This is a genomic window from Wenzhouxiangella sp. YN9, assembly GCF_056324165.1.
This window is the reverse complement of record NZ_JBJNIP010000086.1, coordinates 26596-53540: the sequence shown is the minus strand read 5'-3', so window position 1 is coordinate 53540 and position 26945 is coordinate 26596. Positions and strand designations below refer to the sequence as shown.

The following is a 26945-nucleotide window of genomic DNA, read 5'->3' as shown; positions in this document are numbered from 1 at the left end:
AGACATGGCAACTGAACAGTATTACGGCACCGGCCGACGCAAGACCTCCAGCGCGCGGGTATTCCTGCGCCGCGGCAACGGCCAGATCACCATCAACCGCAAGCCGCTGGAAGAGTTCTTCGGCCGCCAGACGGCGCAGATGATCGTTCGTCAGCCGCTGGAGCTCGTCGAGTTGGCCGACCGCTTTGACGTCAACGTCACCGTCAGCGGCGGCGGCACCACCGGCCAGGCCGGCGCCATTCGTCTGGGGCTGGCGCGCGCCTTGATGGAATACGACGAAGAACTGCGGGGCGAAATGCGCAAGGCCGGCTTTGCCACGCGCGATGATCGCGCCGTCGAGCGCAAGAAGATCGGCCTGCACAAGGCGCGCAAGGCAACGCAGTACTCGAAGCGATAAGCTCGAAGGCGTTCCGGGCCTCGCCCGTCGGGGATGTAACCCCGACCTACGGGTGCCGCAGGCGGTCGAACGACGCCAACGATCTCATTGGGGGATCGTCTAGTGGTAGGACTACGGACTCTGACTCCGTCAGCGGGGGTTCGAATCCCTCTCCCCCAGCCAAAAACGAAAGAGCCCGGCCCCTGGCCGGGTTTTTTCGTTTTTGGCTGGGGGAGAGGGAACGATGTGCAGGCCGCGAAGCGGCCGGAGCAACCCGTAGCGGAGCGAAGGGCAAGCCCGCGTAAGCGGGCGCAGTCCATCCCGTGTGTCAAGAAGCGCCACTGAGACCGGAACGCAGCCCCTGGCCGGGTTTTTTCGTTTTTGGCTGGGGGAGAGGGAGCGATGTGCAGGCCGCGAAGTGGCCGGAGCAACCCGTAGCGGAGCGAAGGGCAAGCCGCGTAAGCGGGCGCAGTCAACCGAGCGGCTAAGCCGCGAGCTCGCTGGAGCGTAGCGACCGCCCGAAGGGCAAGCGGCTGAAGGCCGCGCAGCAATCCCGTGTGTCAAGAAGCGCCACTGAGACCGGAACGCAGCCCCTGGCCGGGTTTTTTCGTTTTTGGCTGGGGGAGAGGGAACGATGTGCAGGCCGCGAAGCGGCCGGAGCAACCCGTAGCGGAGCGAAGGGCAAGCCCGCGCAGCGGGCGCAGTCAACCGAGCGGCGAAGCCGCGAGCCCTGGCCGGCATGCTTTGTATCTGGCTGGGAAAAGAGGATCAGGACGAAAATACCTGACACGTTTCTCCGCCGCTTTGCGTATATATCCAGTAAGAGGGAACTTTGCCCCGATCGTGAAAACACGGGTTGCGCCCGCAAAATCAATGGGCTAGACTGCGCTGCACGAGGTTGTGAGCAGAGTTCCGCAAGTTCCTGTCAGCCCTCCGGAAGCCCGGGCACCAGGGTTCGGCAGCTCGGCGCGTTTCCTGCTACAAACACGAATGAGGAATCACGAACATGAAACTGATGACAACCGCCCGCAAGGCACTCCTGGCCGGCCTCGCCGTTAGCGCCTGCCTCGGCTTTGCCCTCAACGCCCAGGCACAGACCTGCACCATCTCCAACTGGTCCGGCGAGACCGGCGGGCTGAGCGATGCTGACACCGGCACACAAGACACTGCTGCAACCGCCAATCGCCGCTACGGTGGCCCTTGCGGTCTGCGCGTAGATCTCGACGGTACAGTGAGTTATGTCACCGATGACTCGCCGATGAACGAAGCCAGCTATATCACGCGGTTCTATGTGTTTCTTGACGATGCCGGCTCGAACGCCGTGCAGTTGTTTGGTGCCGACAATGGCACCGACGATCAGATTCAGGTCTGGTACAACAGTCCCAACGCCGGCGACCTGACCCTGCGCGTTTTTGATCAGGGCGGCGGATCGACCGATATCGTAGAAGCTGGTGTCGGCGCTGGCTGGCACTCGGTCGAGTTTGAGTGGCAGGCCGACTCCTCAGCGGACATCTTCTACAGCGTCGATGGCGCTTCTGACCTGACCACCACGGTTGATACCTCCGGCCTGGTCATCAACAACGCCAGCCTCGGTAACGTCAACGGCGCCTCTGGCGGCAGCCTCGACTTTGACGACTTCGACTCGCGCCGGACGGATCGGCCGGGCCGCCTCTGCCGTGGGCTCACTGACTCAAGCAGGACAGCCCTTGCCCTTGATGATGTGACGGCAATTTTTGACGAATTTGCAAGCAACGGTGGGACCCCTGCCGCTGGGCAGCCTGACTACGATGAAAGTGGACTTGTTGACCTAAGCGATGTGTCAGCCGTTTTTGATAGGTTCGCGGGCGGTAATGAGGATTGCTCCCTGAATAGCTGAATGCGTGCTTCTATTCGCAACTTACGACGTTTTGATAATATAAGGAATTAAGCGATGTACAGAAAAGGCTTTGCAATCATGGCCGGTCTTCTAATTGCAAGCGCACCCTCGCTCGTGTTTGCGCAAAGTGCTTCGGTCAGCTCTGAAACGGTGAATGTCTCAGCGACATCCGTCACCGTTGACTGGAACTACACCGCTGGCGGAGTCATTGAAGGTGTGGGGCTCGACCTTACTTTTGATGATGGGCTTTTGACTCCTCAGACAAGTGGCACAGATGTCGACGGTTGTCTCAGTGGCGTCACCACCAGTCTTGAGTCTTGCCAGACCATCGCCGCAAACACCATTCGTATCACCTTCCAGAATTTGGGTTCCGCAATTAGCACGGATCAGAGTGGCACGATTACGTTTGATATCGCGGGTGGCGCTAGCGCAGGCGACTTTAGTGACCTTACGCTTGTTGTAGCCAGCACCTCGCCCGCTGGTGAGTCGGTGAATCTCACTGACGGTCGGGTGGAGATTGTCTCCGGCCCCCAATCCGAACTCACTCTGACCCCGGACCCGATGGGATTCGGCACGGTTGATCTCGGCACAATGCCGGTAACCGACACCTTCACGGTTGAAAACGTTGGCCAGGCCGATGCGAATATCTCGAGCGTTGCGCTGGCTGGCCCGGACGCGGAATTCACGATTGCGGCCGACAACTGCACCGGCAGCCTGGCCGCTGGCACGAGCTGCACGATTGATATCCAGTTCAACGCCACCGCCAACGGCTCGTATTCGAATCAGATCGATATCACCAGCGATGCCAACGTCAACCCGAACCCGTCGGCCGACATCGCCGGCAGCGCGGATTCGGTTGCCGATCTGGGCGTCAGCCCGAGCTTCGGCGCGGTCAACCTGGGCACCGTGGTTGTCGGCTCGAGCACCAGCCGAAGCGGAAGCATCTCGAACTCGGGTTCGGCCGCCGGTGATTTCACATGTGACCTGACTGGCGATCCGGAAATCAGCGTGACGCCGTCGCCGCTGAGCGGAACGATTGCCGCCGGTGAATCCACCGATTTCAGCATCGCTTGTGATGTCCCGGATTCAGCGATCGAAGGCGACAGCTACTCGGCAACATTGGCGTGCACCGGGGACAACGGTTTTGATGGCGCGCATGAGATCTCCTGCAGCGCCACCGAGTTCGAGCCTATTCCGGTGCCGACCCTCAGCAACTGGAGCATCGCTCTGCTGACTCTGCTGATGCTGATGGTTGGCGGTATCTCGGTGCGTTTCTTCCGCGCCTGATCCGCTGATCTGAAGGCGACCCCCGTTCGGTCGCCGCGCAGATAAAAGAGAAACCGCCGGGCCTTCCCGGCGGTTTCTCTTTGTCTGGCCAATGCGCCGGCCAGCGCGATATGACCACTGACCCATGACCCCGGCTGCGTACGGGTTTAAAATCCACCGCATGAATCTGCAACAGCTTCTGGAGCGTCTCGGCTTTCTTTCGGAGATCCGCAGCATCGACTGGCTGCGCTATGTAGGCGTGCTGGTCTGGTTTTTGACCGCGCTGACGCTGCTGCTGCTGCCGTGGATGCTGCCGGAAGCGCCGGCAACCGGCGACATCGTCGGCTGGTGGTCGGCGGCCTTGTTGTTCATGCTGGTGCTCTGGCACCCGGTGATCGGCCGACAAAGATCGGCACCGTTCTGGAAGCGGGTGTTGTTGATGCTGGTGCTGTCGGTTTCCGCCTTCGGGGTGACCTACTTCACCAATACCGGGCTGGGCAGCTTGCTGGCCATGCTCCTAGCCGCTCTGCTGCCGTGGATTCTTCCCCTGGTTGTCGGCGTTGGCTGGGTGGTTGGGCTGGCGCTGGCGTTCAGCGTGTGGATCGCCTTCAGCCCCGGAGGCAGCTGGCTGCTGTGGCTGGTGCAACTGCTGATGAACCTGGGCCTGACCAGCTTTCCCTTTATTGCTTCCCTGCTGGCTCTGAAGCAGATGCAGGCGCGTTCGGAGCTGCGGCGGGTGAATTCCGAGCTGCTGGCAACCCAGTCGCTGCTGACGGAAAATACCCGTATCGCCGAGCGTGTCCGAATCTCTCGCGAGCTGCACGACTTGATCGGGCACCACCTCACGGCGCTCACGCTCAATCTCGAGGTGGCCAGCCACACCAGTGACGGCAAGCCGCGCGAGCACGTCGACAAGGCCGCCTCGATTGCGCGCCTGCTTCTGTCTGACGTGCGCGAGGTCGTCAGCGACATGCGCCGCGATGACCAGGTCAACCTCCGCCAGGCGCTGGAAATGCTGGCCGCCGGAGTGCCGGATCTCGATATCGAGCTGGATATTTCCGGCGATCTTGCCCTGACCGATCCCAAACGTGCACAGATCCTGTTGCGCTGCGCGCAGGAACTGATCACCAATACCGTACGGCACGCGCAGGCATCCAGTCTGTGGCTCACCCTGGGCGAAGAGGCGGGGGGCTTGATTCTCAAGGCCCGTGATGACGGCCGAGGCAGCGTCAACCTGTTGCCGGGCAACGGCATCAGCGGCATGCGGGACCGGCTCCGCGAGGTGGGCGGCCGGCTGGATATTGCCACCCGGCCCGGTGCCGGCTTTCAGGTGAAAGCCTGGCTGCCCACGGAGGGTGAGGCATGATTCGGGTGATGCTGGTCGACGATCAGACGCTGGTCAGGCAGGGCGTGCGTTCACTGCTCGAACTGGCCGAGGACATCAGTGTGGCCGGAGAAGCGCCCGACGGCGACACGGCGATCGCAGTCATTCCGCAGATCGATCCCGATGTGTTGCTCCTGGACATGCGCATGCCGGGCAAGAACGGGCTGGAGGTAATGCACGAGCTGTCGCGAATGAAGGCCCTGCCGCCCACTATCATCCTGACGACCTTCGATGACGATGACCTGCTGCTGGCCGGCATTCGCGCGGGTGCGCGCGGCTACCTGCTCAAGGATGTGGCCCTGGAAGAGTTGATCAAGGCGGTACGCGAGGTTGCCCAGGGCAAGACCCTGGTTCGCCCGGCCGTCACTGAACGCTTGCTGAAGGGCCTGGGCCGGATGGAAACCGGTTTCAGCAGCCTGCCAGAGCCCGACCCGCTGACCGCGCGCGAAACCGAAATTCTGCGTTTGATGGCCGGCGGCTATTCCAACAAGGAGATCGCCGGCGCGCTCAGCGTGGCCGAAGGCACGGTCAAGAATCACGTCTCCAGCATTTTGTCGAAAATGGGGGTGCGTGACCGCACCCGCGCCGTTCTCAAGGCGCTGGAAGCCGGCCTGATCTGACGCCCGGCGCCGGGCCTGCTAGAATCGGGTGTTTCCCAGGGAGATTGAATGCCATGTCTCGTTATCTGACCGCGATTCTGTTTTCGCTGCTGCTGGCAGCCTGTGGCGGGCAGGGTTCATCGGAGCCCGCCAGCCAGGACGATGCCGCCGACTCGGCGCCGCAAATGGCCGATGAAGCCGGTTCCGCAGCTGATTCCGCCCGGTCGACAGATGCGGGCGAGGCCACCGAGCCCGGTCTGCCGCCAATTCCGGGTGACGGCGTGGATACCGAGCTGTTCGACGAATATGTCTCCACGCTGGCGGATGATGACTTCGAAGGACGTGCCCCGAGCACCGCGGGCGGGCGCAAGACCGTTGACTATCTGGTCAAGCAGTTCACCGAGCTGGGGCTGGAGCCGGGATACGGCGACAGCTATCTGCAGCCGGTGCCGATGATCGAGCTGACGAATGTCGAGCGCAGCGATCTGTCGATCGATCACGAGGGCGGCGAAATGAACTTCAGCTATCCCGAGCAGATGGTGATCAACTCGAAACGCCTCGGTACCGATCCTCACGGCGTCGAGGACTCCGAGATGGTCTTTGTCGGCTATGGCATTGTTGCCCCGGAATACGACTGGGACGACTATGCCGGCCTGGATGTCGAGGGCAAGACCGTGGTCATGCTGGTCAACGATCCCGGCTTTGCCACCGGCGATGAAGCGCTGTTCAACGGCCGCGCGATGACCTATTACGGCCGCTGGACCTACAAGTACGAAGAAGCCGCCCGTCAGGGCGCAGCCGCGGCGCTGGTGGTCCACGAGACCGAGCCGGCCAGCTACCCCTGGGAGGTCGTGGTCAACTCCTGGTCCGGGCCTGAGTTTGTCCTGGCCAGTGATGAGTCGGCCCCGCGCGTCGCGCTGGAAGGCTGGCTGACCGTCGACAGTGCCCGTGAGCTCTTCAGCAGCGCCGGCCAGGACTACGACGAGCTCAAGGAGAGGGCACAGAAGCCGGGCTTCGAATGGGTCAGCCTTGATGCCACCATGGCGGCGCAGGTCCGTAACGAAACCAGCCGGGGTGAGTCCTACAACGTGCTCGCCCGGATTCCGGGGACCGAGCGGCCGGACGAAGCCGTCATCTACATGGCTCACTGGGATCACCTCGGGCAAGACCCGGAGATTTCCGGCTCCGCCGGCATCTACAACGGCGCCATCGACAATGCGTCGGGGGTCGCGGGGATCCTCGAGATTGCGCGTTTGAACATGCTGGCGGGCCCGGCCGAGCGCACGCAGCTGTTTGCGGCCGTAACGCTGGAAGAGTCCGGGCTGCTTGGATCGGCGCAGTACGCCAATGATCCGGTTTACGCCCCCGGCGACACCGTCGCGGCCATCAACATGGACGCACTCACGATCATCGGGCCCACGCGCGATGTGACCGTGGTCGGTTATGGCTCCTCCGAGCTGGAAGAGATTCTGGCCGAAGCGGCCGAGCGGCAGGACCGCAAGACGCAGCCCGAACCCAGCCCGGAAGGCGGCTCATATTATCGTTCCGATCACTTCAATCTGGCCAAGATCGGCATTCCGGCCCTGTACGCCAAGGGTGGAGTCGACCACCGCGAAAAGGGCCGCGAATACGGTCTCGCGCAGCAGGCCGAGTATCGCGACAAGCGCTATCACAAGCCGGCGGATACCTGGAGCGAGGACTGGGATCTGCGCGGCGTGGCCGAAGATCTGGAGCTGTTCTACACTGTAGGCCGCGCGGTTGCCGACAGCGATCGCTGGCCGGAGTGGTATGACGGCAACGAGTTCAAGGCCATTCGGGAAGAATCCCGGCGCTGAGCGCGCGCCGCCAGCCCGTGCAGGTCGGGGACGCCCCCGACCTGCACGGACGTTTGCAGCCGCGGCCGCTATGCCCGCCCGACGTCGGTATCCTGCGGCGAGTGCAGATACTCGCTCTCTTCGGCTGACTGCATCACCTGATTGACCATTTCTTCCACCCGCTCGCGCGCGGTCAACATGTCGTCGTCGGCCGCGACGGGGCTTTCGGGCTGGTGGGCATACAGCCAGTAGTGCACGGCGCCGGCGATCAGGCCGTCTGCCAGGGCCCAGGGGTCGGCGTCCGGGTTGGCGGCAGCCAGGCGGTTGCCGAGATCGACCACGGCGTCGGCCGCTTCGTCAAAAAGCAAGTCGTGGTTATTGGGCATCAGGAGTCTCTTGGGTCTGCACTTGATTCAGTGGTTGGCGTAGCCAGCCAGCGCTTCGTGCGCCAGCTCTTCACCAAGCCGGATCAGCTCGGAGGCGCGGTGGAACTCGTGCACCAGGCAGGCGTTCTTGGGAACGCTGATCATGATATCCGACTGGAAGATCGCCATGTGATGACGGGCCATGGCCGCCTCCATGGTGTCGAAGGCGCGCATCATCACGGCCATCAGGCCGGGTCGCTTGTCTTTTTCCGGTTCGTCGTCGCGCCAGCCGTTCATGAACTCACGCACCTTTCTCAGCATCCCGTGGGCATCATCGTCCGGTTCTGCCGCCGGCTTCAGCGGCGGCGGCTGCACTGCTGGGGCATTCACGTCGACGACCACGACCAAATCATTGATGGCTCGAAGCGTAGGCGCGATCGGCACCGGGTTGAGAATGCCGCCGTCGATCAGGGTGCGGCCGCGATACGCATGCGGGGTGAAAACACCGGGGATGGCAATCGACGCGCGGATGGCGTCGAACAGCGGGCCGCGGTCCAGCCAGACTTCGCGGCCCTGGTCGAGATCGACGGCAACGGCGGTGAAATCCATTGGCAGTGACTCGATGTCGTAGTGCCCGGTCAGCTCAACCAGCTTGTCGATCAGCTTTCTGCCGCGGATCAGGCCGCCGCCAGAGAAAGTCCAGTCGATGAGCGCCAGAATATGCGATTGTTCGAGCGTGCCGACCCACTCTTCATAGGCATCGAGATGGCCGGCAGCGTGAATGCCGCCGATCAGCGCCCCCATTGACGAACCGGCAATGTGCCGGATTTCCAGCCCGGCCTTCTCGAGTGCGCGAATGACGCCGATATGCGCCAGACCGCGCGCGCCGCCGGCACCCAGCACCAGCGATACGCTCTGTCCGGCAAGGGGGTTTCTCAGCTGCTCCATGCGGCGGATTCTAGCCCATTGGCGGGCGCAGCAACGCGACTTGGCCTCACTCGGCCGGAATGTCGAAGGCCTGGCGCACCCAGGCCAGATAGTGCTGGTCGGTCGAAACCACCTTGCCTGGCGAATCGGAGAGCTTGACCACCGGCTGGCCGTTGCACTCGGTCATCTTGATGACGATGTTGACCGGCTGTACACCGGTATCGTGGGTCAGGTTGGTGCCGATGCCGAAAGACACGTTGATGCGATCGCGAAAGCGCCGCCAGATGTCGGCGGCCTTGGGGATGGTCAGCGAGTCGGAGAAGATCAGTCTGCGCGTCTTGGGGTCGACGCGGTTGTTGCGGTAGTGCTCGATCATCGCCTCGCCCCATTCGAACGGATCACCCGAATCCTGCCGGGCGCCGTCGAACAGCTTGCAGAAATACATGTCGAAATCGCGCAGAAAGGCCTTCAGGCTGTAGGTGTCGGACAAGGCAATGCCGAGATCGCCCCGATACTCGCGCGCCCACACCTCGAAGGCAAAGCGCTGGGTTTCGGCCAGGCGCGGGCCCAGCGCCTGGCAGGCTTGAATGAACTCATGCGCCATCGTGCCGATGGGCACGAGATCGTGCTTGCGCGCCAGCGCGACGTTGCTGGTGCCGCGGAAATTGTCGGGCAGCTCGTCGGCAAGGGTGCCCACGACCTCGTCGTGCCAGGCCCCCGAGAACCGTCGGCGAGTGCCGAAGTCGGAAAACACGAATTCCCCGGGATGCTCCATTGCCTTGACCTGCGCGATCTTGGTCGCCAGGCGCTCGCGCCCTTCCTCGAGGCCATGGGCTGGCCAGCTGTGGCGGGAATACAGCTCGCTGATGATCGCCAGGATCGGCACCTCGAACAGGATGGTGTGCAGCCAGGGGCCGCGAATGCGGATGCTCAACTGGCCGTCTTCTTCTCCGATGTGAACGAAGCGCGACTGCAGATGGAACAGGCGCAGAAACTCGATGAAGTCGGGCTTGACGTAGCGCAGACTGCTCAGATAGTCGAGTTCGTCGGGATCGAGCGTGAGCGTGCACAGGTGCGTCAGCTCGTCTTCCAGATCGCTGCGAATCGCGCGCAGGTCGACACCTTCACTACGGCACTTGAACCGATACTCGACCTCGGCACTCGGAAATTGATGCAGCACCGCCTGCATCATCGAGTACTTGTAGATATCGGTATCGAGCAGGGACTCGATGATCATGCCGGCAGTTTCAGTTCATCGCAGCTGTCGATGAACTCGACGCCGGCCTGCTCCATGTCCGCAAGCCCCTGCTCGACGGTTTCTGCGGCAATGCCGCGGGTAGCGGCGCGATTGAGAATCACCTGAATGCCCGCCGCTTGAAGCTGCAGCGCCGTGGCCCGCACGCAATAGTCGGCGGCCAGGCCTCCGAGCAGCACGTGGCTGACGTCGCGGGCCCTGAGCCACTCGATCACGCCGGTGCTCATTTCCTCGGCGATGTCGTGGTAGCAGGCCCCGTAGGGATGCATGTCAAGCTCGACGCCCTTCCAGACGAAGAAATCGTAGTCGGCTGGTCTGGGCAGCTCGGGAAGCAGCTCAAAGCCATCGGTGCCGGGCACGGCATGCACTGGCCAGTGCTCCTCGACGTTGTCGCCTTCGACGCCCGGCTTGCCGATCATGTCGGGGTTGTCGGTCACCCATATCGCTTTCGGGCTGTGGGCGTCCTTCGAGCCCAGGCGCCAGGCGGCGAACTCCGCCTGCCGATTGAGCTCCGGGCCGATCGTGTCGCCCTCGTCCACCGGCAGTTCATTCGGGCACAGCGGCGTGAAAGTGCGCTGTGCGTCCACGTCAAAGCTGGCAACGTATTGTTTGTGCGGGAGTTTCATGAGATCTTCCGTGGGTCTTCCGTTATTCGGGTCTGTGTCAGTGTATATGCGGATGCGGCACGCTCAAGCCAAGGCCGGCATGGAGCGCTGCAGGTCTGGCGCATGCTTGCCGGTCGGGTGCGTTGCGCTTCGCTTCACGCACCCGGCGACGGAATCTTCGCGAAGACGACGTGGCAGGGCTGGACAGGCGTTGCTTGCGACGGTGTCGGTCCGGCACCTCGTCCGTCGCGGATGTAACTGCGACCTACCTTTTGGGCCCAAGGTGTTGCGGGATGTGATCGTGGCCTGCGTAGGTTGGGGCTACGTCCCCGACGGATGACTGACGCGTCAAGACCCGCACCACGACTGGTGGCGCAGCTTCGCCGATTCCACAGGCCGTGAAGCGTCCCGAATCACTCCAGCGCCTGAATGAAGGCGTCCGCCTCGGCGATGGCTTCATTCATGGCCTCGATCAGCGCTTGGGTGTCGCTCTCGATGCCTTCGAGTTCGTTTCTCAGCGCCGAGATAGCGCGAGCGTTGAGGTTGTGTTTGAGAAACAGCACTTGATCCTGGAACGATTGCAGCACCGGATCCATGGTCGCTTCGGCCCGCTCCATGGCCGTGATCATGCGCTCGTAGCGGCTTTCCGTTTCGTCAAGCAGGTCGCTCGAGCGGCGGCGCAGGTCGGCGCTTTCGTACTCGTCGAGCTCGTCGGACCATTCGTCGAACAGATCTTCGGCCACATCGCGCACCTCGTCTATGCGCGTGCGCACGCGGTCGGCGTTCTTGACGCTGCGTTCATAAGCGTTGCTGAGGCGGTCATAGAGTGCTTCCAGCTCGCCGCCGTCGAAGGCGACCGTGGCACGGAACTGTTCCAGCGCCGAGGCAAACTGTTCGCGGGCCTGGTCCTGGCTGTCACGCGCGGACTCGACGCGGCCCGACAGGATGTCGCGCTTTTCCACGCCGAAGGTCTCGAGCGCGCGGTATTTGACCGATTGGCAGCCACTCAGGGCGGCGACGACGATCAGCAGCAGGCAAAGGGCTTGTGCTCGCGAGTTGGCGATCGGATTCATGGGCGGCTCCGAGGTGATCGGTTTTACATCATACCCGCTTGTACAGGCAAGGCGCAGGGCCTGCCGCTCAGCCGTCGCCCCCCTGCAAGGCGCTTTCGTCGGAAGTTGCGTCATGGCGCCGGCGCCCGGTCAGGCGTTGCACCTGTGCGGTCAGGTCGTCGCCGATCAGGTACAGGATCGGAATCAGGCCCAGAGTGATGACCGTGGCGAACAGGATGCCGAAGGCCAGCGAGGCGGCCATGGGGATGACCATCTGTGCCTGCAGGCTGGTTTCGAAGAACACCATGGGCGCCAGGCCCAGGAAGGTGGTCGCCGAGGTCAGGATGATGGGGCGAAAGCGCAGGCGTGCGGCCTTGATCGCTGCTTCGACACGCCGCTGGCCTTCGCGGCGGTGACGATTGACGAAGTCGACCAGAATCAGACTGTCGTTGACGACAACGCCGGCCAGGGCAATGATGCCGAAAAAGCTGAGCATGCTGATCGGGATTCCCAGAAGCCAGTGGCCGAAGATGGCGCCGATCATGCCAAAGGGGATCACCGACATGATCAGCAGCGGCTGCAGATAGGAGCGCAACGGAATCGCGATCAGCGCATAGATCAGGAAAATGGCCAGACCGGTGCCCATCAGCAGGTCGCTGGCGACCTCCTGCTGGCTGCGGGTAGCGCCTGACAGGCGGTAGCTGACGTTGGGGTGGCCGGCCAGAATCTCGGGCAGGTGCTGCTCGCGCAGCTCGCTGGTGATGCGCCCCGGCTCGGCTACTTCCTTGTCGACCCGCCCGGTGACGCTGATCGAGCGCTGACGGTCGAAGCGGCGGATGACCGACGGGCTGTTGCCGACCTTGACGTCGGCCACGGCCCCGAAGGGCACTTCCGCGCCGTCGGGCGTGCGAATGCGCATGGCTTCCAGATAACCCTCAGAGGTGCGCTGCTCGCGCGGGTAGCGCACCATCACGCGGACGTCGTCCTGGCCGCGTTGAATGCGTTGGACTTCCTCGCCGAAGAAGGCCTGACGAACCTGGCGCGCCAGATCCTGCTGGCTCAAGCCCAGCACCTCGGCCTCGGGCCGGATGTCGAGCTGCAGCTCCTTGAGTCCGCCTTCGAAGGAGTTGCGCACGTCGTAGGTGCCCTCGTAGGCCTGGACCCGCTGTTCGAGCGCCGACGCCGCGGCTTCGAGCTGGTCGAGGTCGCTGCCGACAAGCTGAAAGGAGATATCGGGCCCGCCGCCGCCGGGTCCGCCGCCGGCGTTGCCGATGCGCAAGCCGCGCGCACCGGGAATCTGGCCGACTGCATCACGCCACTCGCGCTGCAGCTCGGTGATGGTGACAGGACCATTTTCGTGTTTTGCCAGCTCCACCAGCATGCCGCCGGAGGTGTCGGAGTCCGACCACGCGAAGACGGTGCGTACGATATCTTCATCCAGGCCGTGTTTTGCCTGCAGCTTTCTGTCGGTGTTTTCCAGCTCGGCCGCCAGATGGTCCAGGTTGGCATGGGTGATGTAGGCGGGTGTGCCCTCGTTCATCTGCAGTTCGACCTGCATGAATTCGCCGGCAAAGTCCGGGAAGAACACGCGCGGAACAATGCCGCCCACGACCAGCCCGATGGAGAGGATGAGGACGGAAACGAACGAGGCCAGCGCAAGATAGCGGTTGCGCAGAAGAACGCCCAGCGTCGGCAGATAGAAACGGTCGATGAAGCTGTACAGGCCGTCGGAGAAGTTGCGCTGGAAGCGAACGAAACGATTGGTGCTGGTCGCTTCGAATTTCCCGACCCGCATGTGCGACAGGTGCGCCGGAAGGATCAGCTTGGATTCGATCAGTGACATGAACAGGCACAGGACAACGACCCAACCGATGGCGGCGAAGAACTGGCCGGAAATGCCCGAGATCATGAGAATGGGCAAGAATGCCGCGATCGTGGTCAGCACGCCGAAGGTGGCCGGAGTTGCCACCCGGTAGACGCCGTTGACGACGTTTTCGGTCGAGTGGCCTTTGGCGCGAATTTCGGTGTAGGCCGATTCGCCGATGACGATGGCGTCATCGACCACGATCCCGAGCACGATCAGGAAGCCGAACAGGCTGATCAAGTTGATGGTGACCCCGAAAGCCGGCAGCAGCCACAGGGTGCCGAGGAAGGCGACCAGCAGACCGACCATCACCCAGAAGGCGAGCTTCAGCCGCAAGAACAGCGCCAGAATCAGAAATACCAGCAGGGCGCCGACCAGCAGGTTCTTGCCCATCATCTCGATGCGGCCGTGCAGGTAATAGGCGATGTCGGCCCACCAGTCGATACTGATGCCCGCGGGCATGTTGCGACGCTTTTCGGTGATGTAGTCGCGCACCTCGTCGGAAACCGCCAGCGCGCTTTGCTCGCCGACGCTGAGCACGCGGATGGCGGTGGCCGGCTTGCCGTTGTGGCGCGCGTAGCGGTCGCGTTCGACGAAGCCGTCGTTGATGTCGGCGATATCGCGCACCAGCACCTTCGAACCGTCAGGATTGCTGCGCACGACAATATCCTCGAAATCGCGGCCGACATAAGCCTGGCCAACGGTCCTGACCAGCACGTCGCCGCCGGCGGTTTCGATGCGGCCGCCGGGCAGGTCCAGCGACGACTGGCGAATGGCCCGGGCGACTTCACCCAGCGTCAGGTCATAGGCGCGCAGCGTTTGTTCGCGCACCTCGATGCCGATCTCGTAGGGGCGGGCGCCGATCAGCTCGGCCCGCGAGACCGAGGGCAGGGCAATGATGTCGTCGCGAATCTCGCGCGCCGTCTCCTTGAGGGTTCGCTCTCCCACGTCGCCAAAGACTGACACCCAGATGACCTCCTGGGTCCAGGTGTTGCGTTGATAGATCGGCCGCTCGGTTTCGGCCGGAAACGTCGCAATGGAGTCCACCCGGGTCTTGATTTCATCAAGGACTTCGAGCACGTCGTATTCCTGATCGACTTCGACCTGAACATTGCCCGAGCCTTCGCGTCCGGTGGCAACGATTTCCCTGACGCCGTCGATGTCCTGGATTGCTTCCTCGATCTTGATCAGCACGCCCTGCTCGACGTCGCGCGGCGTGGCGCCGCGATAGGGCACGGTGACGTTGACGTAGTTGGTCTCGATCTGCGGCTGGATTTCCTTGGTGATGGTGAATGCCGTTACCACCCCGCCGGCAAGCAGGCACAGCATCAGCAGGTTGGCCGCCACCGAATTGTTGGCGAACCAGGCAATCAGGTTGCCGTACCAGTTTCGGTCGGTGCTCATCTGGCGTCCTCCGTCTGCGCGGTTTCATCCTGCGCCAGACCCCGGGCCCGGTCGCTCTGCTCCTGGTCTTGTGCCGGCAGAATGCGCAGCTCGGGTTGATCCGCGCCGGGCGCGCGCACGTTGAGCTTCGTGCCTGGAATCGGCGTGTTGATGGCGGTGGTGATCACGCGTTCGCCGGGCTGGATCGCATTGGACAGATAAACGCGCTCTGCCGTTGAACGCACCACGTCGACGCTGCGGATTTCGAGGCGCTCGTCTTCATCGGCGATATACAGCCGATTGCCCTCGCGCAGGGTCTCGCGCGGCAGCTCGACCAGGCCAGCGGCCGAGCGTCCGTGAATTTCGGCCTGCACATAGCTGCCCATGGGCAGCGGCACGTTGCGATCGGCGCCGAGCAGGCCGTAGGGGTCTTCGATGCGCGCCACCGCCCAGGTCAAGCGCGTGGTTTGCTCGACGACCCCCTCGGTACGCACGATTTTTCCGCTCCAGCTGCCGCGCTCGCCGTTGACGCTGGCGTGAAAGCGCACGCGCGGCGAGGGCTGGTTCTCCTTCCCCGGCCGGGGAAGGTTGACGAACGCCAGGTCGCGGTCGGGCAGCGACAGGCGCACCTCGGCGACATCCACTGCGAAAGCCTCGCCCAGCGTGGTGCCGGTGCTGACATACTGGCCGATGTCGACCGCGCGCGAGCGCACCATGCCGTCGTAAGGCAGCGAGATGCGGGTGCGCTCGAGGTCGCGCCTGGCGCGCGCCACGGCCGCCTCGGCTGCCTGCACGGAAGCTCGGGCCTGCTCCAGCTGCGGAATGCGAAGGACCAGCTCGGAAGGTTCGCGGTCGGCGCTGCCGTGCAGCTGCTGCCAGTCGCGACGCGCCTGCTCGGAGCGCGATTGCTCGTCAGACAGCTGGGCGCGCGCGCCCGCCAGTTCGGCCTCGGCCTGTTTCAACGCCGTTTCGTAGTCACTGCGATCGATCTCGATGAGCACCTCGCCGGCGTGGAAAAAACCGCCGGCTACGAACTGCTCGGATATCTGCGTTACCTTGCCGCTGACTTCGGGCACAAGCGTGGTCTGGGTGCGCGGCTGAACCGTGCCCTGCGCGTGCACGACGAAACGGTCGCCGGCGCTTTCGGCTGCAATGGTGTCGACAAGCATTGCGGTTTCGGTCGGCTCGCGCTCGGGTGGCTCGGGTCGATTGCTGGCCAGGATGACAACAAGGATGATCGAGGCGGCAATCAGGGCCGGCGGCAGGATGTAGCGGCGGAATCTGTTCATGGGGTTTCTCGGGTCCCGGATCGAGGTGTTCGAGCATGCACTCAGCTTGTGCGCATCCTGCCACTGACACAAGCGCCAGCGCACGTGCCAAAAGGCATGAATGCGCCTGCGCCCCGGCGGACAAAGGTCAGCTTTCCGCCGCCGGTGCAGGTGCTATCAGGTAGACTGTTACGGTTTATCAATGGTTTCATCGATGAATCATCAAGTTCATATCAAGACGTCAGAAGAAATCGAAGCCATGCGCGTTGCCGGTCAGCAGGCAGCCAGCGTTCTGGCCCTGCTCGAGCCGCATGTCCAGCCGGGTGTCACCACCGCCGAACTCGATCGCATCGCCCACGAATACATCGTCGGTGAGCTCGAAGCCGTGCCTGCCCCGCTGAACTACAAGGGCTTTCCCAAGTCGATCTGCACTTCGGTCAATCACGTGGTCTGCCACGGCATTCCGGGCGAAAAGCGGCTCAAGAAAGGCGATATCATCAATATCGATGTCACCGTCATCAAGGACGGCTGGCACGGCGATACCTCCAGAATGTTCTATGTCGGTGAACCTTCGGTGAAGGCCCGGCGCATCTGCGAGGTGGCGCACGAGTCCATGGTTCGCGGCATTGCCGTCGTCAAGCCGGGGGCAACGCTGGGCGACATCGGTCATGCCATCCAGACCTATGCCGAAGGCGAGCGCTGCTCGGTGGTGCGCGAGTACTGCGGCCACGGTATCGGTCGCGGCTTTCACGAGGCGCCGCAGGTGCTGCATTACGGCCGCCCCGGTGAGGGCATGGTGCTCGAGGCGGGCATGACTTTCACCATCGAGCCGATGATCAACCTCGGCAAGCGCCATACCCGACTGCTGCCCGACGAATGGACGGTGATTACGCGCGACCGCAGCCTGACCGCGCAGTGGGAGCACACCCTGGCGGTCACCGAAGACGGCTACGATATTCTGACGCAGTTGCCAGATCAGCCCCTGTGATTGATCGATTGAGCGCAGTTCCGGCGACCCGCGACTGCCTCGATCTTGCCGCCCTTGCTGCCCTTGAAGCTCGCCCCGACGCACTCGGACGGGCGTTGAACCGTGCCCGCGAACAGGCTGATTCAGAACTAGGTCGCCAGTTCGCGGCCGGGGCCGAAATCCGTGATCTCGTGCAGGGCCGGGCCTGGGTGGTCGAGCAACTGGTGCTCACCGCCTGGGAGCGTCTGGCCCCACCCGACGATGGGATTGCGCTGTGTGCAACCGGCGGTTTCGGGCGCGGCGAATTGCATCCGCATTCAGACGCGGATCTGCTGATTCTGCTGCCCGCGGGCAGGGCGGTGAACAAGGGCGCACTCGAGCGCTTCGTTCAGGTGCTCTGGGACGCCGGCCTGCATCCGGGGCAAAGCGTGCGCAGCGTCGATGATTGCGTCACCGCCGCGCGTGACGATGTAGCCGTTGCCACCAATCTGATGGAATCGCGCCTGCTGGCCGGCAACGGCTGCCTGCACCGGCAGATGCGCGAGCGCACCGATGCCCCGCTGCTGTGGCCAGCCGCAGAATTCTTCGCCGCCAAACTGGCCGAGCAAGACCAGCGCCATCGGCAGTTTGAAGACACCGTCTACAACCTCGAGCCCAATCTCAAGGAAGGGCCGGGCGGCTTGCGCGACCTGCAGATGATTGCCTGGGTCACGCGTCGTCATTTTGGCACCTCCACCCTGCACGGCCTGGTTGAGTACGGCTTTCTTGGCGAGCGCGAGCACGAAGCGCTGGTGGCCGGCCGCGAACATCTCTGGCGCCTGCGCTGGGCCTTGCATGAGACCGCCGGGCGGGCCGAAGAGCGTCTGCTGTTCGAGCACCAGCGCCGGCTGGCCGAGCGTTTCGGTTTTGGCCGCTGCCGTGAAAGCAACGAGCCGGTCGAGCGCTTCATGCAGATTCATTACCGCAAGGTCATGCAGCTCGAACGCCTCAACGAGCGGCTGCTGCAAAGCTTCGATGAGGAGCTGCTGGCCGGCCGTCGTCATCTGCCTTCAGCCGATATCGATGCGTTTTTCCGCATTCACCACGGCTATCTGGAGCTCAAGGATGAGCACGCGTTGGTGCAGCATCCGGAGCAGATCATGCGCATGTTCTTGCTGCTGGCTGATCATCCCGAGGCGCGCGGCGTACGCGCAACCACCATCCGGCGGGTACGCGAACATCTTTACCTCATCGACGAGAGCTATCGCCGCGATTCGCGGGTTCTGGGCGCCCTCCTGGCGCTGCTCAGACGCGATCGCCTGGTGCACAGTCAGCTTGCCCGCATGAATCGCTATGGCGTGCTGGCCGCGCTGCTGCCCGAATTTGCGCAGGTCACCGGCCGCATGCAGTTCGATCTGTTTCATGCCTATACGGTCGATCAGCACATCCTGTTCGTGATTCGCAACCTGAGGCGCTTTGCCTGCGCCCGACAGCCGGAACGATTTGCGCATGCCATCGAGGTATTCGGCCGCATCGAGCGACCCGAGGTGCTCTATCTGGCGGCGCTGTTTCACGATATTGCCAAGGGCCGCGGCGGCGACCACTCAGAGCTGGGTGCCGCAGACGCGCGCAAATTCGTCGACCGGCTGGATATGGACGGCAACGACCGCGACCTGGTGGTCTGGGTGGTGTCAGAACACCTGCTGATGTCGCGCACCAGCCAGCGAGAGGACATCTCCGATCCGGAGGTGGTGAACGCATTTGCCGAACGAGTCGGCAGCCAGCGTCGTCTTGATCACCTGTACGTGCTGACGGTTGCCGACATCGCTGCAACCAGCCCGCGATTGTGGAACTCCTGGAAGGACAGCCTGCTGTGGACACTCTACAAAGCCGCTGCCGCCGCCCTGGCCCGCGGGTTGGAGCATCCGTTCGACCGCCGGACCAGCCTTTATCGGACGCGCGCCTCGGCGCTGGCCGCGTTGCGCGCGCGTGGATATGCCACGCAACAGGTCGAGCGCTGCTGGCGCCACCTCCCGGAGCGCGCCTTCCTGCGCCTGGATGCCGAACAGCTGGTCTGGACAACGGCTGAAGTGCTGGCCGCTGATGAGTTGCCGCTGGTGGGTGCCCGCCGCCTCGAAGACAAGGGCATCAGCGAGATTTTCGTTCAGGCCGAGGACTTTGCCGGCCTGTTTGCCGTGGTTGCACGCGAGCTTGATCGCATGGAGCTCGATGTGCTGGCCGCACGCGTGATCACGACCGCTGACGGCAAGAGTTGGGATATCTTCCAGATCATGGACGCCAACAGCCAGCCGCTCCACGACTCAGACGTCGGGCGGCTCAAGCGCCTGCTGGTGGCACAGCTGGCCGCACGCGATGTTCGCCCGCTGCCGGCCCGGCCGGTGCCTCGCCGCCTTCAGCCTTTCCTCGGTCGCTCGGAAATCACGTTGTCAAGACGCGACGGCCTGACCCGGCTTGCGGTTGCCGCCACCGACCGCCCCGGGCTGCTGTCAGCCATCGCAGAAGCCCTGGTCAGCCGCAGCCTGCGCCTGCACGACGCCCGGGTCGCCACTTTCGGCCAGCGCGTCGAAGACGTGTTCACCATCACCGATGCCCACGGGCAGCCGCTGGACCGTGAAGCTTGCATGGTGCTGGAAGACGAGCTGCGGAAGCGACTGGATGTGGGGTGAAAGTGTGAAGTGTGAAGTGTGAAGTGTGAAGTGTGAAGTGTGAAGTGTGAAGTGTGAAGTGTGAAGTGTGAAGTGTGAAGTGTGAAGTGTGAAGTGTGAAGGTTTTTGCGAGATCTTGTTGTTGGTGTTGTTGGTTTTGATTCTTTACACTTCACACTTCACACTCAACACTTACTAAAAAATGTCGAACGAACTCAATGAGCTCCAGCTCGCCATCGAAGCCGCCTGGAACCGTCGCGACGCACTCTCGCCGGAGTACGACAACCATGAGCTGCGCGGCCAGATCGATACCTGTCTGCAAGGGCTGGAAAGTGGCGAGCTGCGGGTGGCCGAGCCGGACGGCAGCGGCGGCTGGCAGGTCAATGGCTGGCTCAAGCAGGCCATTCTGCTGCACTTTCGCATCACCCCCAACCGCGTGGTGGAAGGCGGCGTGAGCCGCTACTTCGACAAGGTCGATCTGCGCTTTGCCGACGAAATGGATTCGCCCGAGCAGTGCGGCGCGCGGGTGGTGCCCACCGCGACCGTGCGCCGCGGCGCGCATATCGGCAACGACACCGTGCTCATGCCCAGTTACGTCAATATCGGCGCCTTCGTGGGCGCCGGCAGCATGATCGATACCTGGGCGACGGTGGGTTCGTGCGCCCAGATCGGCGCGGGCGTGCATATCTCCGGCGGTGCCGGCATCGGCGGCGTGCTCGAGCCGCTGCAGGCCAGCCCGACCATCATCGAGGACGGCTGCTTTGTCGGCGCGCGCTCGGAAGTGGTCGAGGGCGTGGTCGTCGAAAAGGGCGCGGTCATCGGCATGGGCGTGTTTCTGGGCCAGTCGACGCGAATCTACAACCGCGAGACCGGCGAGGTGATCACCGGGCGCGTGCCCGCCGGCTCGGTGGTGGTCGCCGGCAGCCTGCCGGCAAATGACGGCAGCCACAGCCTGTATGCAGCCATCATCGTCAAGCAGGTTGACGAGAGAACGCGCTCGCGCACCTCGGTCAACGAGCTTCTGCGCAGTGCTGAGTAATTGCTTCCCCGGCAATCAAGATCTTGTAACCACGGCAGACACGGAAGGGTACGGAGAAAACCGGATTGAATCTCTTTTTGAGGCCTTCCCTGAAGACATGAGCTTTCCGTGACCATCCGTGCCTTCCGTGGGTTTTGAGGTTTTACACAGCCGGGCCCTACCGTAGAAGTAATGGGTGTAGCGCGACCCGGGTCTAGACGTCGACCGCGCGCTCGCCGATGAACACGTAGTAGAGCAGCGGCACCAGCAGCACGGTCATCAGCGTCGAGATCAACAGGCCGAAGATCAGCGAAATCGCCAAACCATTGAAGATCGGATCGGTCAGGATGAAGGCCGCACCTACCATTGCCGACACCGCCGTGAGCGCGATCGGCTTGAGGCGCACGGCCGCGGCCTTGATGACGGCATCGTTGAGTGAGACGCCTTCATCGAGCAGCTGGCGGATGAAGACCACCAGCAAAATGGAGTTGCGCACGATGATGCCGGCCAGCGCAATCATGCCGATCATGCTGGTGGCGGTGAACTCGTGGCCGAGCAGGGCGTGGCCGGGCAGGATGCCGATCAGCGTCAGCGGAATGGGCGCCATGACGATGAGCGGAATCAGATAAGCGCGAAACTGCGCAACCAGCAGCAGGAAGATGGCGAACACGCCCACGGCGTAGGCCGTACCCATGTCGCGGAAGGTCTCGTAGGTGATCTGCCACTCGCCGTCCCATTTCAGCGCCGTCGTGCCGGGCCAGTCGGGCGCGCTGATCCAGTACTGAGCGGGCCCGTCGTCGTCGCGGAACAGCCTGGCCGCCATCGCGAACATGCCATACAGCGGTGAATCGATGCGCCCGGCCATGTCGGCGGTGACGTAGACGACCGGCAGCAGGTCCTTGTGCTGGATGACGCCCGGCCAGTCCGACGGCTCGATGCGGGCAACATCGGCGATGCGCACGATCTCACCGTCGCGGGTGGCCACCGGCAGCGACATCAGCGCGGCCGGCTGGGCTCTCACCCCCTCGTCGAGCATCACGCGGATGGGCACGGCGTACTTGGCGCCGGGCTCGCGCAGATAGCCGACGTTGCGCTCGCCCAGGGCCAGCGCCAGGGTATCGACCACCTGTGCCTGACCGACGCCCAGGGTAGCGGCGCGATGGCGGTCGACGATCACCTGCCAGCGCCGGGTCGGTGCGGTAATGGTGGTGTCGATATCGACCAGGCCGTCGATGCGGCGCATGTCGTCGGCGAGCTCGCCGGCAAGTTTCTCGCGCGCGGCCTGCGTCGGCCCGTAGACTTCGGCCACCACCGGCGCGAGCACCGGCGGGCCGGGGGGCACCTCGACGATCTTCACCGCGGCGCCGAAGCGCTCGCCGATTTCCGTCAGCGGCGCGCGCAGCGCGCTGGCGATGTCGTGTGATTGTTCATCGCGCTTGTCGACGAGGTTGACCTGCAGATCGCCCTGCCAGGGCTCGGCGCGCAGGTAGTACTGGCGCACCAGGCCGTTGAAATTGATCGGCGCCGAGGCACCGGCATACGCCTGCCAGTTGGCAACCGAATCGACGCCGGAAAGATGCTCGCCCATGGCCAGCAGAACCCGCATGGTCTCTTCCATGGGCGTGTCCTCGGGCATGTCGACAACAACCTGAAACTCGGATTTGTCGTCGAAGGGCAGCATCTTCAGAACCACCGCCTGAAAGACGGGCAACAGGGCCACCAGCAGGGTCAGCCCGACCACGCCGCCGGCCAGCAGCCAGCGATTGCGCCGCGCGTGCCGGTCACCGCCCAGAAACGGCGTGAACAGGCCGGTGAAAAAGCGCTTGAGGCGCGGGTTGATGCCCTCGATGGAGCTCTCGCCGCCGCCTTCGCCCTGGCTGGCGGCATCGCGTTCGGGGCGCAGCAGGCGCACGGCCAGCCACGGGGCGAGCACGAAGGCAATCACCAGCGACAGCAGCATGCCCGCCGAGGCATTGATCGGAATCGGACCCATGTAGGGGCCCATCAGGCCGGTGACGAAGGCCATCGGCAAGAGCGCGGCAATGACCGTGAGCGTGGCCATGATGGTCGGCGTGCCGACTTCGTCGACGGCGACCGGCACTACCTCGCGAATCGGACGCCGGGACACGCTGATGCGCCGATGCACGTTCTCGACCACGACGATCGCGTCGTCGACCAGGATGCCGATGGAAAAGATCAGGGCGAACAGCGAAACGCGGTTGAGGGTGAAACCCCAGGCCCAGGAAAACACCAGGGTGAGCAGCAGGGTGACGAGCACCGAGATGCCGACGATCAGCGCCTGGCGCCAGCCCATCGTGGCCATGACCAGCAGGATGACCGAGATGGTGGCCGAGATCAGGTCGCGGATGAGCGAGCGCGCCTTGTCGGTGGCGGTCTCGCCGTAGTTGCGCGTCATCAGCACTTCGGTATTGTCGGGAATGACCTGACCGCGCAGCATTTCGACCCGCTGCCCGACGGCGTCGGCGATATCGATGGCGTTCTCGCCCGGTTTCTTGGCCACCGCCAGGGTCACGGCCGGATGCACGCCGCCGGTCTGGCCCTGACTTTCCGGACCGAAGCCGAGCATCACGCTCTGGTCGGGCACGCCCCGGCCGCGCTGTACCTCGGCGATGTCGCCCAGGCGCACGGCTGTGCCCTCGTGCTGGCCGACGACGAGCGCGCGCACGTCTTCGACGTGCTCGATCAGGCTGCCGGGCTGAACCGGAATCGAAACGCCATCGCGCACGATCCGCACCTCGCCGGCGGCGCTGTTGGCGGCACGCACGGCCTCGCGAATGGCGGGCAGGCTCAGGTTGTAGCCGGCCAGCCGCGCGGGGTCGAAGCGCACTTCGACGCGGTCGGGCAGGCCGCCGATGGTGTAGACATCGCGGGTGCCGGTCACGCGCTTGAGCGCAACCTCCAGAGTGTGGGCCAGGCGGGTGAGGTCCTCGCCGGTCTGATGACCGGTGGGGTCGTAGAGCGTGAGGCTGACGATCGGCACATCGTCGATGCCCTTGGGCTTGACCACCGGCTGGCCGGCGCCCAGATCGGCCGGAAACCAGTCCTGATTGGAATAGACCTTGTTGTACAGGCGCACCAGCGCGTCCTGGCGCGGCACGCCGACCTCGAACTCGACGGTGATCACCGCCAGGCCCTGGCGGGTGGTCGAATAGACGTGCTTGACGCCGGAGATCTCGTCGAAGATCTGTTCGCCGGGGTTGGTGATCAGATGTTCGACCTCGCGCGCGCTGGCGCCGGGGAAGGGCACGAACACGTCGGCCATGGTCACATCGATCTGCGGCTCTTCTTCCTTGGGCGTGATGATGACCGCCAGTATTCCGGCGATGATGGCCACGGCGGCCAGCAGCGGCGTCAGGCGCGAGTCCTGAAACGCGCGGGCAATGCGGCCCGACAGGCCAATGGCTGGCTGTTGTTCGCTCATTGCTGCGCCTTGCTGGCAAACACGGCTTCGGGATCGAGTGCGACTTCCTCGCCCTCCTCGAGGCCGGAGAGCACTTCGAGGCGGTCACCCTCGCGGGTGCCGATGCGCACCTGGCGCAGTCTCGGCGCGCCGGAGTTGCTGCGCACGAACACCGCGCGCAGTTCGCTGCGCTCGAGCAGGCTTGCGGCCGGAACCCACAGCGCCTCGCGCGTGGCGACCGCCAGCATCACCCGCACCAGCTGGCCGGGATAGGCGTCCATTTGTCCGTTCTCGAAGGTAATGCGCACGTTCACGCCGTGCCCGGCCGCGCCGGCGAAGGGAAAGCGCGTGATCCGGTCGATGGCCATTTCCCGACCGTCGTCGAGCAGGATGCGGAAATCTTCCTTGCCGTCGACCCGATCGATGTAGCGCTGCGGGATCGAGACCACCACGCGCAGCGGGTCGAGGGCAAAGCCGCTGAGCAGCGGCTGGCCCGGCTGCACGGACTCGCCGACTTCGACATGGCGTGCGGTCAGCACGCCGCCGTATGGGGCAACGATACGCGTGTATTCAAGCTGCTCGCGGGCTTCTTCGACGCCGCTGCGGGCGCGGCTGGCCTGCGCTCGGGCCGCGCTGAGCGCGTTGCGGGCCGCGTCGAGATCCGACTGCGAGGCGACGCCGCGCTCGGCCAGGGGCTCGATTCGCGCGAAGCGCTGCCGGGCGTCGGCAAGGCGGGCCTCGGCTTCGTCGAGCGCGGCCTCGGCCTGCTGCATGCGGGCGCGCTGCTCGGTGTCTTCGAGCTGCGCGATCAGGGCACCGGAATCGACTGTGTCGTCCACGTCGAAGGGCAGCGCCACGATGCGGCCGGCCGTCTGAGCCGAAACGGTGCTTTCCTGAACCGCCTCGACCACGCCGTCGAGCCGGATCGACTCGACCAGGCGGGCTCGTTCCACGGGCGCCCACTGCGCGGCGGCTGCCGGGCAGGCCAGGGCAATTGCCCATGCGGCTGCGGCCGCCACAAGAAAGGTTCGGGTGTTCATTTGCATCCCCTTCGGCTCAGCGGGTCGTTAATATTAGAATTATACGATATGGTGGCTGCAGCGTCGATATCAAGCGAGGGGCGACTTGCCTCCGGCAAGGGCAGCGCCCATGTTGAAAGACATGATTGCAATCTACGTTATCAACAGCTGCGACACCTGCAGGAAAGCGCGCAGGTGGCTCGATGATTCCGGCCGGGACTATTGCCTGCACGACCTGCGGAAAGACGGGCCGGATGAGGCCGTGCTCCGTAGCTGGGTCGAGGCGGTGGGCGTCAAGCGCCTGGTCAATCGGCGCTCGACAACCTGGCGCGGCCTCTGCGAGGATGAGCGTGCATCTGCGTCGAATCCGGAGACGGCACCCGGTGTTCTCAGTCGCCACCCGACGCTGATCAAGCGCCCGGTCTTCGAGCTGGGCGACACGGTGCTGGTCGGTTTCGATGAATCCGTCAGACAGGCGCTGTAGACTGTTACGCATGGATACGCCCGCGGATCGCCCTTCACTCAAGACCGTCACTCGCGAGCAGCGCGAGGCCCGTGAGCATGAACTATCGCCGCTGGCAACTCGATCGACGGCCACGCGCGGTCGCGAAGTCGACGAGGCGCCCGATCCCTACCGCACGGCTTTCGAGCGCGACCGCGACCGGGTCCTGCACTCCAAGGCCTTCCGGCGGCTCAAGCACAAGACTCAGGTCTTCATCAATCCGGAAGGCGATCACTTTGTCACCCGCATGACGCACACCCTGCAGGTCACCCAGGTGGCGCGTGCCTTGTCGGCCGCGTTGGGCCTCAATGAAACCCTGACCGAAGCCATCTGCCTGGCTCACGATTGTGGGCATACACCATTTGGCCACACCGGCGAGGCAGCGTTGTCGGAGTATGCCGACGATGGCCAATGGCTGCATTCGGAGCAGGGCGTGCGTATCTTTCGGGTGCTTGAACCCCGCAACCTGACCTGGGAGGTACTCGATGGCATTCGCGCCCACACCTGGCGCGTCAAGCCACCGCCGCACACGCCGGAGGGCTGGGTCTGCCGCTACGCCGACCGGATCGCCTACCTCAACCACGACCTCAAGGACGCGCTGCGGGCCGGCGTCATCGAACCCGCAGATGTGCCTGCCGACGTCATCGCAGTGCTGGGGCCACTGGAAGAGCGTGGCTGGATCAACGTCATGATCGAGGCGGTGATCGAAGAATCGATTCGTCGCGGCAAGGTGGTGATGCGCGCCGACGTGCTGCAGGCCATGCGGGGCTTTCGCGAGTTCATGTTCGAGCGTGTTTATCTGCGCCCCGAGGCGCAGGCGCAGAATGCGAGAGCCCGCGCGGTCATCCATCAACTGGTCGATCACTTGCTCGCCCACCCCGAGCACATACCCGACAGCTACTGCCTGGCCGATGACGACCGGTTGACTCAAGTGCTCGATTTTGTCGCCGGCATGACCGACCGCTACGCACTGAGCCTGCACGACCGGTTGTTCCGCCCGCGAGGCCTCGTGTAGCCCTCACCCACCAATCGTATTCCTGATTTCCGCGCCCCCCGAGCCGTGGTTGCAGGCCTGATTCAGCCGTTGGCAAGAACGCTTCGGCGGGGCAGTGTGTCGGGCCAAAAGGTGATGCAGATCAAATGTTTGTTTGCTCACCGATGCCCAATCTGTTAAGATCTTATTAATATCGAGCTTCGGTAGCGCGTTCGAGCAGCAAGCCTGAAGGGGTTCGTTCGCTCCGGCGTACCTGTTTGTGCGGGTACGCTGCCGGGGCGGCTCATTACCGTTCTGCCCGGTGCTGCGTGGCTGCCGAAGGTAACCCACAGTTCCTATCAAGGG

Annotated in this window: 20 protein-coding genes and 1 tRNA gene; 12 read left to right on the top strand and 9 right to left on the bottom strand. The window is 63.9% G+C overall.

All coding sequences use genetic code 11. The annotated features are described in order from the left end of the window. Positions 1-4: 4 nt before the first annotated feature. From rpsI to ACEWQ0_RS05840, 7 genes are all read left to right on the top strand, one after another. Complete coding sequence (gene rpsI, locus ACEWQ0_RS05870; RefSeq protein ID WP_476481503.1) at positions 5-397, top strand: 30S ribosomal protein S9; 393 nt, start codon at positions 5-7, stop codon at positions 395-397. A gap of 88 nt (positions 398-485) precedes the next feature. Further along, positions 486-559, top strand: a tRNA-Gln gene (locus ACEWQ0_RS05865). An 823-nt stretch (positions 560-1382) separates the two neighbouring features. After that, positions 1383-2252 carry a hypothetical protein gene (locus ACEWQ0_RS05860; protein ID WP_476484800.1) on the top strand — a complete coding sequence of 290 codons (870 nt, stop codon included), beginning with the start codon at positions 1383-1385 and terminating at the stop codon, positions 2250-2252. A 54-nt stretch (positions 2253-2306) separates the two neighbouring features. After that, on the top strand, positions 2307-3539 hold the full coding sequence (locus ACEWQ0_RS05855; RefSeq protein ID WP_476484799.1) for an IPTL-CTERM sorting domain-containing protein: 1233 nt from the start codon (positions 2307-2309) through the stop codon (positions 3537-3539). A gap of 160 nt (positions 3540-3699) precedes the next feature. Then, positions 3700-4884, top strand: a complete 1185-nt coding sequence (locus ACEWQ0_RS05850; RefSeq protein ID WP_476484798.1) for a sensor histidine kinase — start codon at positions 3700-3702, stop codon at positions 4882-4884. Then, entirely contained in the window at positions 4881-5522 is a 642-nt protein-coding gene (locus tag ACEWQ0_RS05845; RefSeq protein WP_476484797.1) for a response regulator, read from the top strand. Before ACEWQ0_RS05850 ends, ACEWQ0_RS05845 begins: the two co-directional genes overlap by 4 nt. Positions 5523-5575: 53 nt before the next feature. Continuing rightward, on the top strand, positions 5576-7336 hold the full coding sequence (locus ACEWQ0_RS05840; RefSeq protein ID WP_476484796.1) for a M28 family peptidase: 1761 nt from the start codon (positions 5576-5578) through the stop codon (positions 7334-7336). A gap of 68 nt (positions 7337-7404) precedes the next feature. On the opposite strand, the gene ACEWQ0_RS05835 is transcribed toward ACEWQ0_RS05840, so the two are convergent. The 7 genes from ACEWQ0_RS05835 to ACEWQ0_RS05805 form a co-directional block, all read right to left on the bottom strand. Beyond that, positions 7405-7701: a hypothetical protein gene (locus ACEWQ0_RS05835; RefSeq protein ID WP_476481509.1), complete on the bottom strand. Its 297-nt coding sequence runs from the start codon at positions 7699-7701 to the stop codon at positions 7405-7407. Positions 7702-7728: 27 nt separating this feature from the next. After that, on the bottom strand, positions 7729-8628 hold the full coding sequence (locus ACEWQ0_RS05830) for a patatin-like phospholipase family protein (protein WP_476484795.1): 900 nt from the start codon (positions 8626-8628) through the stop codon (positions 7729-7731). A 46-nt stretch (positions 8629-8674) separates the two neighbouring features. Beyond that, complete coding sequence (pncB, locus tag ACEWQ0_RS05825; protein WP_476481511.1) at positions 8675-9844, bottom strand: nicotinate phosphoribosyltransferase; 1170 nt, start codon at positions 9842-9844, stop codon at positions 8675-8677. After that, on the bottom strand, positions 9841-10488 hold the full coding sequence (locus tag ACEWQ0_RS05820) for an isochorismatase family protein (RefSeq protein ID WP_476484794.1): 648 nt from the start codon (positions 10486-10488) through the stop codon (positions 9841-9843). Before ACEWQ0_RS05820 ends, pncB begins: the two co-directional genes overlap by 4 nt. Before the next feature lie 392 nt (positions 10489-10880). After that, positions 10881-11540 carry a DUF2959 domain-containing protein gene (locus ACEWQ0_RS05815; RefSeq protein WP_476481513.1) on the bottom strand — a complete coding sequence of 220 codons (660 nt, stop codon included), beginning with the start codon at positions 11538-11540 and terminating at the stop codon, positions 10881-10883. 67 nt (positions 11541-11607) lie between these two features. Continuing rightward, positions 11608-14787: an efflux RND transporter permease subunit gene (locus tag ACEWQ0_RS05810; protein ID WP_476481514.1), complete on the bottom strand. Its 3180-nt coding sequence runs from the start codon at positions 14785-14787 to the stop codon at positions 11608-11610. Then, positions 14784-16055, bottom strand: coding sequence for an efflux RND transporter periplasmic adaptor subunit (locus ACEWQ0_RS05805; RefSeq protein ID WP_476484793.1), 1272 nt, complete (start codon positions 16053-16055; stop codon positions 14784-14786). The genes ACEWQ0_RS05810 and ACEWQ0_RS05805 overlap by 4 nt, the downstream gene beginning before the upstream one ends. A 193-nt stretch (positions 16056-16248) precedes the next feature. Between ACEWQ0_RS05805 and map the strand changes: the two genes are divergently transcribed. The 3 genes from map to dapD all read left to right on the top strand — a co-directional run bounded on the left by map (position 16249) and on the right by dapD (position 20685). Next, positions 16249-17022, top strand: a complete 774-nt coding sequence (map, locus tag ACEWQ0_RS05800) for a type I methionyl aminopeptidase (RefSeq protein ID WP_476481516.1) — start codon at positions 16249-16251, stop codon at positions 17020-17022. A gap of 8 nt (positions 17023-17030) precedes the next feature. Continuing rightward, positions 17031-19667: a [protein-PII] uridylyltransferase gene (glnD, locus tag ACEWQ0_RS05795; protein ID WP_476484792.1), complete on the top strand. Its 2637-nt coding sequence runs from the start codon at positions 17031-17033 to the stop codon at positions 19665-19667. Between the two features lie 181 nt (positions 19668-19848). Next, positions 19849-20685, top strand: coding sequence for a 2,3,4,5-tetrahydropyridine-2,6-dicarboxylate N-succinyltransferase (gene dapD, locus ACEWQ0_RS05790; RefSeq protein ID WP_476481518.1), 837 nt, complete (start codon positions 19849-19851; stop codon positions 20683-20685). Between the two features lie 193 nt (positions 20686-20878). Here the strand turns inward: dapD and ACEWQ0_RS05785 are convergent, their stop codons facing one another. Together ACEWQ0_RS05785 and ACEWQ0_RS05780 are read right to left on the bottom strand one after the other, a co-directional pair. Then, complete coding sequence (locus ACEWQ0_RS05785) at positions 20879-24106, bottom strand: efflux RND transporter permease subunit (protein ID WP_476484791.1); 3228 nt, start codon at positions 24104-24106, stop codon at positions 20879-20881. Then, on the bottom strand, positions 24103-25125 hold the full coding sequence (locus ACEWQ0_RS05780; protein ID WP_476484790.1) for an efflux RND transporter periplasmic adaptor subunit: 1023 nt from the start codon (positions 25123-25125) through the stop codon (positions 24103-24105). Before ACEWQ0_RS05780 ends, ACEWQ0_RS05785 begins: the two co-directional genes overlap by 4 nt. A 109-nt stretch (positions 25126-25234) precedes the next feature. Between ACEWQ0_RS05780 and ACEWQ0_RS05775 the strand changes: the two genes are divergently transcribed. Together ACEWQ0_RS05775 and ACEWQ0_RS05770 are read left to right on the top strand one after the other, a co-directional pair. Further along, positions 25235-25588 carry a Spx/MgsR family RNA polymerase-binding regulatory protein gene (locus tag ACEWQ0_RS05775; protein ID WP_476484789.1) on the top strand — a complete coding sequence of 118 codons (354 nt, stop codon included), beginning with the start codon at positions 25235-25237 and terminating at the stop codon, positions 25586-25588. A 10-nt stretch (positions 25589-25598) separates the two neighbouring features. After that, a complete protein-coding gene (locus ACEWQ0_RS05770; RefSeq protein WP_476481522.1) occupies positions 25599-26621 on the top strand; it encodes an HD domain-containing protein in 1023 nt (340 codons plus the stop codon). Positions 26622-26945 lie beyond the last annotated feature (324 nt).